At 31.6% G+C, this 15,962-nt stretch carries 14 protein-coding genes and 1 pseudogene; 2 read left to right on the top strand and 13 right to left on the bottom strand.

From position 1 onward, the window contains the following. Window positions 1–14 precede the first annotated feature (14 nt). Complete coding sequence (locus J3U14_RS07480; RefSeq protein WP_267350034.1) at window positions 15–1,805, top strand: DUF262 domain-containing protein; 1,791 nt, start codon at window positions 15–17, stop codon at window positions 1,803–1,805. Window positions 1,806–2,072: 267 nt separating this feature from the next. On the opposite strand, the gene dndE is transcribed toward J3U14_RS07480, so the two are convergent. The 7 genes from dndE to J3U14_RS07445 all read right to left on the bottom strand — a co-directional run bounded on the left by dndE (window position 2,073) and on the right by J3U14_RS07445 (window position 9,841). Then, window positions 2,073–2,423 carry a DNA sulfur modification protein DndE gene (dndE, locus tag J3U14_RS07475; protein ID WP_267350036.1) on the bottom strand — a complete coding sequence of 117 codons (351 nt, stop codon included), beginning with the start codon at window positions 2,421–2,423 and terminating at the stop codon, window positions 2,073–2,075. Continuing rightward, a complete protein-coding gene (gene dndD, locus J3U14_RS07470) occupies window positions 2,413–4,422 on the bottom strand; it encodes a DNA sulfur modification protein DndD (protein WP_267350038.1) in 2,010 nt (669 codons plus the stop codon). The genes dndE and dndD overlap by 11 nt, the downstream gene beginning before the upstream one ends. 1 nt (window position 4,423) lies before the next feature. Then, complete coding sequence (gene dndC / locus J3U14_RS07465; RefSeq protein ID WP_267350040.1) at window positions 4,424–6,049, bottom strand: DNA phosphorothioation system sulfurtransferase DndC; 1,626 nt, start codon at window positions 6,047–6,049, stop codon at window positions 4,424–4,426. Between the two features lie 2 nt (window positions 6,050–6,051). Next, entirely contained in the window at window positions 6,052–7,134 is a 1,083-nt protein-coding gene (gene dndB, locus J3U14_RS07460) for a DNA sulfur modification protein DndB (protein WP_267350042.1), read from the bottom strand. Window positions 7,135–7,467: 333 nt separating this feature from the next. Then, entirely contained in the window at window positions 7,468–8,157 is a 690-nt protein-coding gene (gene cobB / locus J3U14_RS07455; protein WP_267350044.1) for a Sir2 family NAD+-dependent deacetylase, read from the bottom strand. Window positions 8,158–8,202: 45 nt separating this feature from the next. Continuing rightward, entirely contained in the window at window positions 8,203–9,018 is an 816-nt protein-coding gene (locus J3U14_RS07450; RefSeq protein WP_267350046.1) for a hypothetical protein, read from the bottom strand. After that, window positions 9,002–9,841 (bottom strand): VanW family protein, encoded by an 840-nt coding sequence (locus tag J3U14_RS07445; protein ID WP_267350048.1) that lies wholly within the window; start codon window positions 9,839–9,841, stop codon window positions 9,002–9,004. The genes J3U14_RS07450 and J3U14_RS07445 overlap by 17 nt, the downstream gene beginning before the upstream one ends. Window positions 9,842–9,988: 147 nt before the next feature. Here J3U14_RS07445 and J3U14_RS07440 point away from each other — a divergent pair, with 147 nt between their 5' ends. After that, complete coding sequence (locus J3U14_RS07440; protein ID WP_267350050.1) at window positions 9,989–10,690, top strand: aspartate/glutamate racemase family protein; 702 nt, start codon at window positions 9,989–9,991, stop codon at window positions 10,688–10,690. A 214-nt stretch (window positions 10,691–10,904) separates the two neighbouring features. Here J3U14_RS07440 and J3U14_RS07435 read toward each other — a convergent pair whose 3' ends face one another. From J3U14_RS07435 to J3U14_RS07410, 6 genes and pseudogenes are all read right to left on the bottom strand, one after another. Further along, complete coding sequence (locus J3U14_RS07435) at window positions 10,905–11,210, bottom strand: hypothetical protein (RefSeq protein ID WP_267350052.1); 306 nt, start codon at window positions 11,208–11,210, stop codon at window positions 10,905–10,907. A gap of 221 nt (window positions 11,211–11,431) precedes the next feature. Continuing rightward, window positions 11,432–12,292, bottom strand: coding sequence for an RNA polymerase sigma factor RpoH (rpoH, locus tag J3U14_RS07430; RefSeq protein WP_065558060.1), 861 nt, complete (start codon window positions 12,290–12,292; stop codon window positions 11,432–11,434). 199 nt (window positions 12,293–12,491) lie between these two features. After that, on the bottom strand, window positions 12,492–13,454 hold the full coding sequence (gene ftsX, locus J3U14_RS07425; RefSeq protein WP_267350055.1) for a permease-like cell division protein FtsX: 963 nt from the start codon (window positions 13,452–13,454) through the stop codon (window positions 12,492–12,494). Between the two features lie 5 nt (window positions 13,455–13,459). Next, window positions 13,460–14,113, bottom strand: a complete 654-nt coding sequence (ftsE, locus tag J3U14_RS07420; protein WP_267350057.1) for a cell division ATP-binding protein FtsE — start codon at window positions 14,111–14,113, stop codon at window positions 13,460–13,462. A gap of 9 nt (window positions 14,114–14,122) precedes the next feature. After that, window positions 14,123–15,046 (bottom strand): annotated as a pseudogene (gene ftsY, locus J3U14_RS07415) (signal recognition particle-docking protein FtsY); the annotation flags it as partial. 166 nt (window positions 15,047–15,212) lie between these two features. Continuing rightward, window positions 15,213–15,776, bottom strand: a complete 564-nt coding sequence (locus J3U14_RS07410) for a pseudouridine synthase (protein WP_267369615.1) — start codon at window positions 15,774–15,776, stop codon at window positions 15,213–15,215. Window positions 15,777–15,962 lie beyond the last annotated feature (186 nt).

Below are 15,962 nucleotides of genomic sequence, written 5' to 3'. Positions count from 1 at the left end.
TAAGGATAAGTTATATGAAAGTAACCCCTCAATACAAATCATTTGGCGAGTTATTTAAAGAAGATAACGTTTTTTATACACCAAAATATCAAAGAGATTACTCTTGGGAATCTGAACAAATTTCTCAATTCTGTAAAGATATTGAAGAGGCTATATATTGTAAAGAAAATGGACAATCATGTGAACATTTTTTTGGTAGCATTGTTTGTGCCCAAAAAGAAGGAGTAGGGAAAAGGAAAATTAAAAATTTATTAGTCGATGGTCAACAGCGCTTGTCTACAATTGTTTTATTTTTTTCTGTTATAAAAGAGTATTTAGAATCTTTAGATTATCAAGGAGAAGATACTAACTTCAAAGATAGTTTATTATCAGATATTAATAAATACTTTTTCTATCAGGAACGAAACCATAGAGAAACCAAAATATATGACAGAATAGAAATAGGCAATGCAGATAAAAACTTTTTTCTTATGACTATTAAAGGAGCTAATAACCCAACTCCAGAAAGAGATTCACATAAATTAATATTAGAAGCAAAAAAAGAATTCAAAAGGTTTATCACCGTCGACCTGTTTTCTGACAAAAGTATTGAGAAGCAATTTGACATTATCGATGAAATTATCAAAATTTTTGATGAGTCTTTTTTATTGATTCATATTATTACAACAAATATTGATGATGCTTATAAATTATTTATGGTTCTTAATGATCGTGGAATTAATTTAACTGAAGGAGAATTATTAAAAGCACACACCTTGGGTAATTATGATGAGGGAAAAGCACTAGTTCAGCAAATGTCTAACGATTGGGATTCCATTTTAGGTTACGATTCTAAAACAGTGAGTAATTATTTAAGGTGGTCTATTATTATGTTTACAGGTGAACATATAACTACCTCAACTGTTTTACAACAATTTAAGGAAAAATATTTTACTCAAGATTTAGATATTACTGAAATGGCCAATCGTGTTTCCTTTCTTAGAGAATGTACTGAAAAATTGAATTTATTATCTAATGCAGAGTGGACTTACGATGACTCTAGCTCAAATGATCAATCTTGGTATAAAAGTAAGTTAGAGTGGTTAATAAAAAAATTACAACATACACATATTATGCCTGTTTTGCTTGCTGCTAGTTTTTCAAAAGAAAATGAATTTAAACTTTTAGTAAGTGAAACATGCAAATTTTTTATACGCTATAAGGTTATCAGTGGCTTGCATGCAGCGGTCTTTTCATCATTATATTCGAAAATTGCTTTTCATATTTATACCAATAAAGAAAATTATACTATCGACTATTTACTAAACCAATATAAAAACATTATTGAGTTAAAGGATTCTGAAAATATACATTTTTCTAATGGAATTAGAGCACTGAGATATAACAGAAAAGGAGATAATAAACCCCTTAAATATTTATTAATTACATTAGAAGAAAATTGGCAATGGGTTAATAGTGGAGGTATTGGTTCGAGAAAAAATAGAATAAAAAAAGAAGATAGAAGCCGAATTTTTGAGTTTAGTCAAACTACTTTAGAACATCTTTATCCATATAATGCTAAAGAGGGAGATCGAAATAATGTTTTAGAAACCATGAAAAATCATATAGGAAATATTGCATTATTGGATATAAATAGAAATGCGAAAAATGATAATAAATCTTTTTCTGGAAAAAAGGAAAACTTTAAAAATACAGGTATAGGGATTCATAAACACTTATTAACTAAAAAAGATTGGACTAAAGAAGAAATCGATGAATTAACAGAACTATATATAAATTATAGTTGTAAAGTTTTTTCTTTTTAAAAAGTTATATGTTGATAAAGAGTTGATAAACAACCCAAATAAAAAAATTAAGCTATATATATTTTCTATTTTACTATTTAATATTTGGGTATAATAAATTAAAAAGGTCTTTATACATTTATTTCTATGTAATAAGAAATAAATCAGATAATAATTTAATCACTTGATATATCTATTTCAATAAAAAGGTTGAAAAGATAAGCATTAACTTTTTTTAATGTAATAAAAATATTTTTTAAAGCATTATTAGACAAATATAAAGGTTAATTACTTTATGGCAATAACTAAATTTAATAAATTTTTATGATTTCTTAAAGCCGCTATACCATCTTCTACATGCGCAGCCCAAGCTTTCATGAGCGCTTTACTATCAAGATCAGGATATATGAATCGTAGCAATAACTCAGTAATCCCTTCTAATTCTCCTAACCAAATTGATTTTTCTAAAACTAATAAACCATCTAGTTTTTTATCATTTATTTGGTACCTAAATCCCGATTCGATTGAACGATAAAATGCTAGGCGAGAAGATATATTTGGAGTTATTCCTGTTGCAATTTTAAGACGTTTTAATTGTTCTTCGGTTTGACGAGTAAGTTGCATCCTATTAGGTAACATTGAGTACCTCTTGATTTTTACTGAGTTGTGACTTTGACCAAAAATAACCACTATTTATTTCTGAAGAGTTAGTTTTGTTGTTGAAATTTATTTGGTAACAATGAGAAATATTATCTTTTAAATAATTTTCATAATAATTTTTATCAATCTCAGTGTCAGTTGATAAAATAATGACTTGTTCACTGGCGATAGGAAAATAATATTTAATTAATTTATCTCGATGTTGTGAATCTAACCGTCCAAGAGGTGTATCAATAATAACAGGTAATTGACGACCAGACGTTTTACCTAATGCTTCGAGAATAGCAATAGCATAAATCTGTTTTTCACCCGCTGATAAAGATTGTCGATTAATAAATTGACCATCGTTATCAACAAGTTCAACATCAAAGGTTTTTGTATTCACTTTAGCTGATAATTTTTCATGCTCCTTACGATTCAACCGTTTATATGCTGATAAAAATTTAGTCTCTAGAGCTTTGATTCTTGACTCAGTGAGTGAAACAGTATATTCCTCTAAAAGAGCTAAGCTATTTTTAGCATGGACAATAGCATTATTATCGTTATATTGTAAACGTATTTCATCATGAAATTTTTGAATTTGTTTTGTTCTTTCCAACGCTAATACTAACATTTTTCTAGCATCTTCAAGAAATTCATTATGATCATTGATTTTAGTGATTCTTTCACAATCGAGTTGCCTAATTTGTGAAAAAAGTTCAAACCATTGTTCATCTTCCGGCGCTCGATCAATATTTAGCGAGGCTTGCTCTAATTCGTTTTCAACAATAGTTAATCTGTTTAGTAATTGTTGAAAATGTATTTTTGTTTTATTAACATCAATTTGAATCATCTTTTGGTAAAAACCTAATTCACGCTCAGATATATCAAGTAAAACCTCACCAAAAGGCTTATTGGATAAATAATCATCTAATTGGTCTTTAATTGCTTCGCTAGCAATTTTAGCGGTAGTGGTTGAACGAAAGGCCATATCAGCTTGTAGTTTATTTAAAAAATGGTTTAGCTCAGTAACAAAATGTTTAGCCTGCTTCAATTCTACTTCTTGTTGTAATTGTTCAAATAAACTATTTAATGTTTTAGGCGCCAATGATAACGGGAAAACACCATCAAATTCTTGGCGAATTGATTTCTCAAGTGTTTCTTTTTCTTTAACAAGTGTATCAACCTTTTCTTTTTCTTTTGATTTGGTTAAAGCAAAAGCCCCTCCTTGAGCTGAAAATAATCTTTCTTTTTTCTGAATATTTTCGGCAATACTAGTTATTTGTACATAAATAAGATGTGCTGAATGCCTAAATTGCTCAGCCTTTTTAAGATAGGTATTTTTTTCGTTTTCTAATTGATTTAATATTTCTTGGTTTTTTACATCTAATGTATTGGTTGTATGTCTTTTTAGAAAAATAGTCAGATCATTACGTAATTTTTCAATGAGATCTAACCCAAATAAACGTCGTACAGCTGTTTGTAAAATTTTCCCAGATTCGTCTTCAGCTAAGGCTGCAATTTTTTCACCGTCAAAAAAGAATAAATCTGCAACGCCATTAGGAATTAATTCATTAAGAAAGCCCTGACATTGTTCATAATTTAATTCTTGTAATGGTTTACTGTTTTTTGATAAAAATAATTTGTCTTTTTGCCCTAAGGCCCAACTACGGCTTATTGTAAAGTCAGATGTTTCTCCCCCTTGATTATAAGCAAAAGTTAATTCAATTGAGGCACTTTTTTCTATTTTTTTAGTTTCTGCATTTTTATAAATGAGTTTAGAAAGTTGATCAAGGTAATCTTGATTCGTTAATACAGAATCAAAAGCCATTTTTCCATAAAGTGCTAAACGAATGGCAGTTAAAATTGATGTTTTACCTGAACCATTTAATCCCCCCAACAATATAATTGGTTTTTTAGTATTAGTTGGCGATAATTCAATCTCATGTGTTCCTTGAAAAACCCGAAAATTTTGTAAAACTAATTTTTTAATAATCATATTAATGACCTTCTACCAATAATGAAATTGAATTATCTATTTTTATAAATTCACTTTGTAAATTCTTAAGTTCATTTTCAATTTTGGTAAGTTCTTTTTGATGTAAGTCTTTTTCATGACGCTTTTGCAATTCAGATTGTTTTTTTTCAATGTCTTGTAAGCTTTTACCCCAATCTTGTTTCAATATATTTTCAATTTTATTAAAAATACCTTGTCGACGACTAAAGCCTTCTAGACTTATTTCAAGCTCAATTAATTTCATAACCATCTCAGCTTCAACATCATATTCAGGAGCAAGCTGTTTTAAAAGTTGAGCATCAGATTCATCAAAATGGGATTGATCATCAATAACCCAATTTAAATTCTTTCCATATACTTCTTTATAAATTTTAGGTAAAGAGTCACTCCAGTCTGGCTCATTAGGATCTCTCAACCACTCATGCCGAATTGCATGCAATTCTGGCTCTGTTATTAATTGAATAGTATGACCTTTTTTATTGAAATTCAATTCTATTTCTAAAAGTTGTTTTAACCATTGTTTTCTATACTTCATCCAATAAGGTCCAGGAACAATTTTTCGAGTAGTTGCAATATTTTCTCCTTCCTTAGCATATTGATAGCTTACTTTACCGGTTCGTCGTTTATAATTACGATAAATATCTTTTTTTTCTGGTTCTGTAGTCAATGATAAAAGGTCACGAAAATTTAACAATGGTAACATCCATTCCTCACCATTTTTAATTAAACTTTCCATAGCTCTATCTTTTTTCACCACAGTACATGTCCAGCATCCAAAACGAGAATTTCCGCAAGAAGGGGTGCTTTCATCAATAACTAGAGGGCATTCTCCTTGATCTGAAGAATCCATATATAGAGTCCAAAGAGGACGGTTATTTCCTCCCCATGGAGATTCCCATTCCTCAATATCATCAAGGGCATATTTGTATGCACCACGTAACAGTTTCCAAACATCCTCTACTTCCCATGTATCAATAGGAGTATAAATAAAAGCATTAGCCAAAGTAGTATGCCTTGCTAAATGAGAACCATCAATCTTATGTTTGGCTATAACTTGAGCACGTGAAGCACTTTCACTACTACGCGAACCAAGAATAACAATAACTTCATCAAATCGACTAATTTTATCTTTTATAAAATCACTAACTGGATTTATTTTCATTCGTTCGGTACACCACCGAAAACTTCTTGTAGGAGCTGGATAGCCTTTACCTAATAGATTAACCCAAAATGTTTCTTCTGTTTTCGGGACAACAGCATGACAAGTTATTGGTAAATTATCTCTTTTAGCGCCTTTTTCTATTTGCCCTAAAGTACGACTAATTAAATCAACAACCACTGGGGTTTCGACTAAAGTATCAGATGAAACGATAAAGACAGATTTTGTCCTAAACTTAGGCTCTAGACCTAATAATGCTAAATAAATTAGAGTAATTACTGCAGAAGAATCTTTCCCTCCACTATAACCAATAACCCAAGGACGCTTATCTGAGCAATAAACTCTTTGAACTTCTGCTACATACTCAGCTAAAACTCGACCAGAAAAAATTTCTTTATTAATAAAATTCTCATAGTCATATAAATCATAAACTTGCTTTAATTTTACCATTGCTAATTCACTTTTTGCTCTAGTATTTTTTCCTCTTCTGTAAGAGGTAAATCAAAAGTAATTTTTAAAAAATTTGTTGTTAACTTTATTGAAGATATAGATTTACTCAATTTTCCATGTGACATCGTTCTGCGGATCCATTCAGGATTTGTTTTACGCCAATTGATTAATCTTAACTTTGATAATTCTTTTTTCCAGTTTAAAGGACTATTTTGTAGTAAACTTTGTCCAAGTATTCCTAAAGCATGAAGTCCAACTCCATGAGAATGAATAAATTCTTGGCGAAGTTTTAAAGCTGATACTTCTTTGTTTATTGCCATCTTCCAATCGGGCATATTAAGAAATACTTGATACCAATATTCAGTAGCTAATTTTTTTTCATCCTCAGAATAACTATCCTTTAAACCTTTCGATAAAAGAGCTCGAGTAGCTTGTCTAATACTACTTAAAGTAAATAATTTGTCTGATTGTGTTGATATAGTAGATCTTTCCATTTCAGTTAAACCAATAAACGGTTCTATTTGAGAAGCTAAATTACGAGCAAGCTCTGATGCATGATCTCGATGATCATAAAGCGTTGCTAAAGATGGACTCGGTTTTACAGCATATTTATTCAGATCAGCAAATATTTGTTGGCTTTTGACCAATCCTTGATCGATAAAAAATAGCACAGGGATATTGTCTTGACCTAGTTCTGGTTTTTTCTTAATTGCTTCTTCAATTGCTTTTCTTCGATGTTGACCATCATTTATTAAAATTTGAGAGTCCATAGGCACAAGCAACATACCTAAATTTTGTGCTTCTGAATATTCTTTAAACTCAACATTAACAGCTATTGAAGCAGTTAAAGCGGAAAATACATAATCTTTAGGATTATCTATTAAATATCTTACCATTTCTGGTATTCTTGATTTATTTAATGTTCTTTGCGCTCTTAGTTCAGGTTTTGCTTCTTTATCGTCGAAACTAAATATTTTAGGGATAATACGTAACGGGCATGTAGCTATATAGAAAGGTCTACCTGCTTGAATACCTCGTATAGCCGGAAAAGAGTAACAATAATTTGAATCAGGATTATTATTCATGATAAATCTTAGAGAAAAAATTATAGCAGTATATTACGTCATTTGTATACTTAAATAAATTGTTACGTTTAAATTTAACGTATATTAAAATATGCTATCGATAATTAATCAAAGTTACTATACATATTTTAACCAGCTTTAAATTATTATAATTACCATATTGCCTTAAAAAATCAGAAAATTCATTTATATTTGAAATGATAAAACTTTAAAACTTTTTAGCACATAAAAAAACTCAATAACAAAACAATTTAGCTTATCAATTTAATCCCTTTCTCCCTCCTTATGCCAAATCCCCAAAAATATCTGAGAAACATGATTTTAAAACAGAAATTAAACAATAAATTTTTCAATAAATTCAGGCACAACTTGACTTGCTAGGCCGTAAATTTTGGTTTGAAATAAACTTTCACTTAAACTTGGCTCTAAATTAAGCTCAACAGTTTTAGCCCCCGATTGATTGGCAACTTTTACAAATCCTGCGGCAGGATAAACATTACCAGATGTCCCAATAGAAATGAAATAGTCAGCCTGTGAAAGTGCATCGTAGATTTTATCCATTTGTAATGGGATTTCTCCAAACCATACTATATGGGGGCGAATAAATTTATTTTGTTGATAATCGACATCTTCCAGACAATCGATAATCTGCCCTGTTTGTTCATTGCGCACTTTAAGTAATTCCCCGTGCATATGAATAATATTTTTAGAACCTGCTATTTCATGTAGATTATCTACATTTTGTGTGACCACTAATACATTTTCACTGCCCAATTTGTGTTCCAGTTCAGCTAAAGTAAAGTGAGCTAAATTCGGTTTTACATCAGGACGTTGTAATTTTCTTCGTAGCATATTATAGAAGGAATGAACCGCAATGGGATTACGACTATAACCTTCATAGGTTGCAACATCGTTAACATCATACCCTTCCCACAATCCATTTTGCGCACGGAATGTCGATAGCCCAGACTCAGCCGAAATACCGGCACCAGTTAAAATAACAATTTTAGGTGTTTTGATCATATTTTAGACTCTAGTATTCAAAATTATGCCGATTTAACTACGATGCTATTGACTATATTCAGTAGTAAACATATTCAAAGCGGGTTTGTTTAATTTCTGATACTTGCTATAGGCAGTAGCCACTTTCAATCGAATATTAGCTTTACTTTCGCCTTTTAACCAAGCGTCAATCATAGCGTGCACACTATATGCTTCCGGAGCCATAAGATGCATAGTTAAAATCAAGGGCGAAATCCCCAAACGAGATAACGGCTTCGAAAAATATTTCTGACTTTTACAAGCAAAAACGGCCGCATATCTCGATTTTTGTTGTTCTTGTGCGTCATTTGAAAGTGTTTCCCAACGCCAGCTATCAGGCAAAAATTTATGCCAAGACCATTCCATTAAAGCATTATGACCAATATAAACGACTAAATCAGCTTTACCTCCAGCCGTTATTTTCTTGTTATCTATCGTAAATGATGATTGTTTTTTGCCTGCTGAATATTCTATAAAATCATCAATAGTATCATCTATGTATTTGCCATTATATGCCTGAGCAATCAGATAAACATCTTTGCTTCGATGCTTATATATAATCTCTTCTAATATTTTATCATCATCAGGTTTATTGATTTGTACTACTTGCCACTCTTTTTGTTTACCAAAGTAGGTTTTAAAACCATAGGCCGCCCCCCAATAAAGATTATTTTTTGGATCTTGACCATTACCGATTGCAGCCGGAACTGGTGCAATGCCTTGATACTTATTATCACATAATGCAACAACGACATGAATCACTTTGGGATCAGCAAAACATGAAAAAGATAAAACTAAACACATTAATGGCATTAATAATAGATATTTACTCGTTTTCTTCATTTGTTATCAATTCTCCATTCACTTCGTATTTTACAATTACATTATTTTTATACATCATTTCTGAACGAATACATGCCGGGGCGCCACCGACATTGTTTTTGGTCATGGTGTCTCTCCAGATTTCATTTTTTCTATAGATAACACCTTGCCTTTTAATAAAGGCATGCTGCTTTTCATAAACATGATAGCTGTATTGTCTTTCTTCATCACATAATAGCTCACCTTCTAGTTGGTGCTCTCCAACATGAAGCATAATTTGAAACGTTTTATCGGTAGGATTATAAATAATAAGATCAATATAATTATAAAAAATAGCGGCACCCGAACCAAAAGGCAACACTCGACCATCATCAGGAAAAGGATCAAAGCTATGATTTGCTCGTTCGACTATTTGGAGTTCTGAATGGAGAGCTAACCAATGAATTAGATTACTAATCTGACATATACCACCGCCAATACCAGAACGAGCTACACCAAATGAAAGTTCCATTCCATTCAAAAATCCTCGCTTTTTAGTTGGTTTTCCGACTAATCGGCAAAACGAAAAATATTCACCTGGTTTAATTAAGATTCCATTTAACGAATCCACTGCAATTTTTAGATTTGTGACTTTATTGTATTGAAGCTGAATATCGCTGTTACCCAATCGACGTATTAATTTGGATGTATGTTTTTTATATCGATATGGTAAACGTAAATCATGACTACGTTCTAAGCTATATTGACGCGAAGAACAATACCAGAACAAATGACGAAACAAACGACGCTGATTTACCCTTAACCAATAAAGTAAGGGATGATAACTTGATAACGGTTTAGACATTAATTGTTTTTTATCTTAAATTCCAATAAGATAAATTATAACATTAGTACTATTTTTTGAGAGAAGAGATACATAAACTTTTAATAATAAACTAAAAGATATCTTAAAGAAGTTATATTATGATTTAGTACGTTAAGGATGAATAAAATGAAAACAATAGGTTTAATCGGCGGGATGAGCTGGGAAAGTACCGTGACTTATTATCAAGTTATCAATCAAAAGGTAGGACAATCATTAGGAGGATTACATTCAGCGAAAACACTTTTATACAGTGTCGATTTTCAAGAAATTGAACATTGCCAAGCCAATGGTGAGTGGGATAAAAGTGCGCTTATTTTAATTGATGCAGCGAAAAGGTTAGTGCAAGCTGGTGCAGATTTTATCGTGATTTGTACCAATACTATGCACAAAGTCGCAGATCAGATTCAAGCAGCCATTGATATTCCCATTCTTCATATTGCTGATGTTACGGCACAGCACTTAATTAAAGAAAATATTCAAACCGTTGCTTTGCTTGGAACAAAATATACGATGGAACAAGACTTTTATAAATCAAAACTGATTAATAGAGGTTTAAAAGTGCTGATTCCCGATGAGCAAGGTAGAATGATCATCAATCAAATTATTTATGATGAACTTTGCCATGGTATCATTAACCCTACATCGAAACAAACCTATCTTAATATCATTGATAAGCTAGTTATAAAAGGAGCCCAAGGAGTGATACTTGGTTGTACGGAGATTGGTTTATTAATTTCTCAAGCAGATCACAAGATCCCTTTTTTTGATACAGCTCTGTTACATGCTCAAGAAGCAGCATTAAGCGCAATAAATAAAGGTTGTTTTTAATCCTATAGCAGATGGCAATCTAAATACTTACCGATTGCCTTTAATATAAAATCGCTACGAAAAAATTCTTGATTTTAACTGATGTGAATAATATGCATTTTCAACAAAAACTAATTAACTTTTTATTGTGCGCTTTGAAATCAGTTATTATAAGCACATAAAAATTCTTTTGAATGGATACGCTAAAGAATCCTTGTTTAATGTTTCATTGAAATTAGCGTTCCTCTATAGCGCCTCGCATCGCAGAATAGGCCGCATTACATTCACCTTTAATCGCATCTGGATTTTTTTCAACCATCTGTCTAAACTCCTCAATACTTTTTTTAACTGACTCTTCAGATTCGGCAGGCAGTTGTGATGTATTTTGTAAATCCAAAATCAATGCAATATAGCGATCACATTCAACTGCACCAGTATCTATTTTGATAGTTCCTAGGTCATGTTTATTTTTTTCATTACAAGCAACAAGATTTGCAAACAGAAAACTTAATAAAATACTTTTAGTAATTTTTTTCAACATTTCTTATTCCTAAATTAGTAAGTCATTTACATAAATATATTTATGCAATACGGTCATAAATAAAGATGGTTTTTTATTTATAACATATTTATATGTTTTTTGGATGAATTTTGATAACAGTATTTTAAACCCCTATTAACTGTAATTTAAAAATTTTACTCATAAAAAAAGCCTTACTGCTTTTCCAGCAAGGCTTATAAAAGTAGCAGTTAACAAAAAGCTTATGCTTCTATCGCAACACGTAGTTTTTTCATAGCATTTTTTTCAAGTTGGCGGATTCGTTCAGCCGAAACACTATATTTATCAGCCAAAACTTGCAACGTTGATTTACTATCATCAGCATCTAACCATCGAGCTTTAATGATATCTTGGCTACGTTCATCTAATTGTGATAAAGCATCATGTAACTTGTCGGTTGCATCATTTTCCCAATTATCATTTTCAATTGATTTAGAGAAATCTGAATTACTATCTTCTAAATATAATGCCGGCGCAACAACTGCGTTATCATCATCATCGCTATCAACATCAAAGGACATATCTTGTGCAGACATACGCGATTCCATTTCAAGCACATCTTTACGGCTAACACCTAATTCATCAGCAACCATATCAACTTCAGCACTATTAAACCAACCCAAACGTTGTTTATTTTTTCTTAAATTAAAGAATAATTTTCTTTGTGCTTTAGTCGTTGCAACTTTAACAATACGCCAGTTTTTTAACACATACTCATGAATTTCAGCTTTAATCCAATGTACTGCAAATGACACTAAACGAACGCCCATTTCAGGATTAAAGCGACGTACTGCTTTCATTAGACCAATATTACCTTCTTGTATCAAATCTGCTTGTGGTAAACCGTAACCAGAATAACCACGGGCGATGTGCGCAACAAAACGTAAATGCGATAAAATTAATTGTCTTGCTGCATCAACATCATCATGATAGTAAAGTCTTTCGCCTAAAGATTTTTCTTCCTCAGCAGTTAGCATAGGATAGGTATTAATCATGCGAAGGTAAGATTCAATATTGCCTTGTGGGATTAAAGCACCTACTTGCATTTTTAAATCAGTACTCATTTAATTCCCCCTTTATTTAAACTTTTTTTGTTGTATTTATTTTTGATTACAACAATATAAAACTTTATACAGTTTTATAACTTTTAATATTAGACAGTTAAAATGTAATTTAGTTCACAATTGGGTTTAAAATAAAAAAATATTTATAAAAATATTAATCATCTTTTCTACTTAATACTATTAAGAAGAACTATCTTAATTAACTAATTTTTAAATATCTTTTTGTTGTAATAAGTGATGATAACCATCCTATCACAATTGTAATTAATACAATTAGCAAGACTTCATCCCACAATAACCCTTCTAGTGAAAATACTGTTCCAAATTCATTTGAAACATTTAATATAATAGATTCTATCTGAAAAATAAATATTTCCGATAAAACGACAGAAAATAAAGCACTTATAAATCCAATAAACATTCCACTATACAGAAAAGGGCGTAAAATAAAACCTTCGGTAGCGCCTATTAATTGCATGACAATAATTGTTTGTTTTCGGGCAAAAATACTTAAACGAATACTATTTCCAATAACCAGTGATACTGCAAAAATCATAAATATTGCAATAACCCAAACTATTGCCTTAACCATATCAGTTAAAGCAGTCAAACGAGTAAACCAGCTATCGTCTAGTTTGACATCATCGATACCATCAATTTTGAAAATTTCTGATTGTAATTTATGAAGTATTTCTGTCTTTTTTGCTTCTGGTTTAGGAATAATAATTGCTACCGCCGGCAGTGGATTTTCTTCTAATAAATCTAATGCACTACTGAATCCAGACCATGAAATAAATTCTTCTTTAGCATCATCGCGTGAAAGATAATTAACTTTTTCCACCTCTGAAAGAGATTTGATTTTTTCAATTAATTCGTTAGTTTGTTCAGCATTAAATGTCTTGCTTATATATGCCGTTAAATTTGGCGTTGGAGACCACCGATGTGCAGCTTGATTCGCATTTTTCCATAACAAATAGCCGATTGTTGGTAAGCTTATTGAAATTGCTATAACTAAAATTGTCAGTAGTGATGTTAAAATATTTTGTTTGAAATGATTAAAAACATTTTGCCATGCATAACTTATTTGTCTTTTCCAACGACCTAAAAAGTGACTTTTATTTTTAGAAGTTGCTTTGGCTGATCTGACATTAGCGTTTATCATTAATATTAGCCCTCTAAACGCCCTTGATTTAAATGAAGTATTCGGTGGTGTTTTCGACGAATAAGCCCAATATTATGCGTTGCCATTAATACCGTTACGCCAGCTTGATTAAATTCTTCAAACAATTTTAAGATATCTTTTGAAAGTTTATCATCAAGATTACCTGTAGGCTCATCGGCTAATAACACACTGGGACGATTAACAATCGCTCTTGCAATCCCTACCCTTTGCTGTTCTCCACCAGATAACTGAATTGGATAGAATTTAGCTTTATTGATTAATCCAACTTTATCAAGCGATGCAGAAACCCGTCGTCGGATTTCTTCAACTGGTTTACCTAAAATGATTAAAGGAATAGCAACATTGTCATAAACAGTATGATCCATAAGTAATTGGTGATCTTGAAAGATCATACCTATTTTTCGCCGTAAAAAAGGCATATCCTGCTTTCGTAACGTTGACACATCAATGCTATTAAGCATTACTTTACCATCATTCGCTTTTTCCAAACCACAAATGAGACGCATTAAGGTGCTTTTGCCTGCACCCGAATGACCTGTTAAAAATGCCATTTCACCTGTTGATAATGTAAAGTTTATATTCTGCAATGCAGGTCTTCCGCCCGAATAAACTTTACTCACATGTTGAAATTGGATCATAGCCTCTCTCTATTCATCTGTTTCATCAAACAGTGCGTTAATAAAATCATCAGCGTTGAAAGGTCTTAAATCTTCAATTTTTTCGCCAACACCGATATAACGGATAGGGATATTAAACTGATCAGCAATACTAAAGATTATACCTCCTTTTGCGGTACCATCTAATTTAGTTAAGGTCATGCCTGTTAATCCAACTGCTTCATTAAATAATTTAGTTTGGCTAATTGCGTTTTGTCCAGTGCCTGCATCAATTGTTAACATGATTTCATGTGGTGCAGTTTCATCATGTTTTTTTATCACTCGAACAATTTTTTTTAGTTCATCCATCAAATGTAATTTGTTTTGTAAACGACCTGCAGTATCAGCTATTAGAACATCAATATTTTTAGCTTTGGCAGCTTGAATGGCATCATAAATAACTGAAGCCGAATCCGCATTAATATGCTGTGCAATTACCGGAATATTATTTCGTTCTCCCCATACTTGTAATTGTTCAACCGCTGCAGCACGAAATGTATCACCTGCGGCAAGCATAACAGATTTACCTTGTTGTTGAAATTGACGAGCTAATTTACCTATTGTTGTTGTTTTACCGACACCGTTAACACCAACCATTAATATCACAAATGGTTTATGAGTTGAAATATCCAGCGGTTTATCAACTCCATTTAATACAGATTTCATTTCTTGCTTTAATAGTTCATGTAAAGCATCAGCATCTTTTAACGCTTTGCGAGAAGCTTGTTGAGTTAAAGCTGAAATAATTTTTTGCGTAGTTTCAAAACCAACATCTGCAATTAATAATTGTTCTTCAAGTTCTTCAAATAAAGCATCGTCTATTTTTTTTCCTCTAAATAAATTTAAAAAACCTGATCCTATATTTTGTTTTGTTTTAAAGAGACTTTGTTTTAGACGAGAAAAAAATCCCTCTTTTTTTTGTTCTACCATAAATAGTTATCCTATGATCATGATAAAGATCATTTTATCTTATTTTAGTATAAAGCCCAATTTATTCAGTACAAATAGATGAATTGAATATATTGATCTAGTTTATTCAAAAATTCTCTACAAAATAGTACTTAATTATCTGCTAGTTATTTTATAGATAAAGATTATTTAGGTTTATTGTTTTCCATTCACCTAAAGGTAAATTATGGCTGAATAAATTATATTGACCTATTTGGACTCTAATCAATCGTAAACATGGAAAACCAACTGCAGCACACATCCTTCGAACTTGTCGATTTTTACCTTCTGTTATAGTGATACTTATCCATGATGTCGGAATAGTTTTACGTTCTCTAATAGGAGGCACTCTTTGCCATAGGAGTGTTGGTTCTTCTAAAATAGTTGCTAGTGCAGGTGCAGTATAAAATTCTTTTAATTGAACACCACGCTTTAATTTATCTATTGCTTGTTGAGTAATTGATCCTTCAACTTGAACCCAATACGTTTTTGGTAGCTTAAATTTTGGTGAACTAATTTTAGCTTGTAGTTTACCATCGTTTGTTAATAAAAGTAACCCTTCACTGTCAGTATCTAATCGTCCAGCAGGATAAAATTTGGGTAATGAGATAAAATCTTTCAATGTTGGATACTTTTCATGCGCTGAAAATTGAGACACCACATTAAATGGTTTATTAAAAGCGATTAATGAGCTCATTTCCAGACTATATCCCTCTCTGCTCTTCAATTACGTTGATTTTAATTTCTTAAACCATAGATAGCAAAAAAGCCCAGCATCTCTGCTGGGCTCTTGCTCTTATTTAAAAGTCTGGCGGCACCCTACTCTCACATGGGTAATACCCACACTACCATCGGCACTACGGCGTTTCACTTCTGAGTTCGG

The organism is Gilliamella sp. B3801, from assembly GCF_026536645.1.
Classification (GTDB): Bacteria; Pseudomonadota; Gammaproteobacteria; order Enterobacterales; family Orbaceae; genus Gilliamella; species Gilliamella apicola_I.
Note: the sequence above shows the minus strand (reverse complement) of the source record. Positions and strands in the feature narration are given on the sequence as shown.

What these genes read in the sequence shown, in the direction of transcription:
- J3U14_RS07480 (WP_267350034.1), top strand. Translation starts at nt 15, where the DNA reads ATGAAAGTAACCCCTCAATACAAATCATTTGGCGAGTTATTTAAAGAA.
- dndE (WP_267350036.1), bottom strand. Translation starts at nt 2,423, where the DNA reads ATGTTACCTAATAGGATGCAACTTACTCGTCAAACCGAAGAACAATTA.
- dndD (WP_267350038.1), bottom strand. Translation starts at nt 4,422, where the DNA reads ATGATTATTAAAAAATTAGTTTTACAAAATTTTCGGGTTTTTCAAGGA.
- dndC (WP_267350040.1), bottom strand. Translation starts at nt 6,049, where the DNA reads ATGGTAAAATTAAAGCAAGTTTATGATTTATATGACTATGAGAATTTT.
- dndB (WP_267350042.1), bottom strand. Translation starts at nt 7,134, where the DNA reads ATGAATAATAATCCTGATTCAAATTATTGTTACTCTTTTCCGGCTATA.
- cobB (WP_267350044.1), bottom strand. Translation starts at nt 8,157, where the DNA reads ATGATCAAAACACCTAAAATTGTTATTTTAACTGGTGCCGGTATTTCG.
- J3U14_RS07450 (WP_267350046.1), bottom strand. Translation starts at nt 9,018, where the DNA reads ATGAAGAAAACGAGTAAATATCTATTATTAATGCCATTAATGTGTTTA.
- J3U14_RS07445 (WP_267350048.1), bottom strand. Translation starts at nt 9,841, where the DNA reads ATGTCTAAACCGTTATCAAGTTATCATCCCTTACTTTATTGGTTAAGG.
- J3U14_RS07440 (WP_267350050.1), top strand. Translation starts at nt 9,989, where the DNA reads ATGAAAACAATAGGTTTAATCGGCGGGATGAGCTGGGAAAGTACCGTG.
- J3U14_RS07435 (WP_267350052.1), bottom strand. Translation starts at nt 11,210, where the DNA reads ATGTTGAAAAAAATTACTAAAAGTATTTTATTAAGTTTTCTGTTTGCA.
- rpoH (WP_065558060.1), bottom strand. Translation starts at nt 12,292, where the DNA reads ATGAGTACTGATTTAAAAATGCAAGTAGGTGCTTTAATCCCACAAGGC.
- ftsX (WP_267350055.1), bottom strand. Translation starts at nt 13,454, where the DNA reads ATGATAAACGCTAATGTCAGATCAGCCAAAGCAACTTCTAAAAATAAA.
- ftsE (WP_267350057.1), bottom strand. Translation starts at nt 14,113, where the DNA reads ATGATCCAATTTCAACATGTGAGTAAAGTTTATTCGGGCGGAAGACCT.
- J3U14_RS07410 (WP_267369615.1), bottom strand. Translation starts at nt 15,776, where the DNA reads ATGAGCTCATTAATCGCTTTTAATAAACCATTTAATGTGGTGTCTCAA.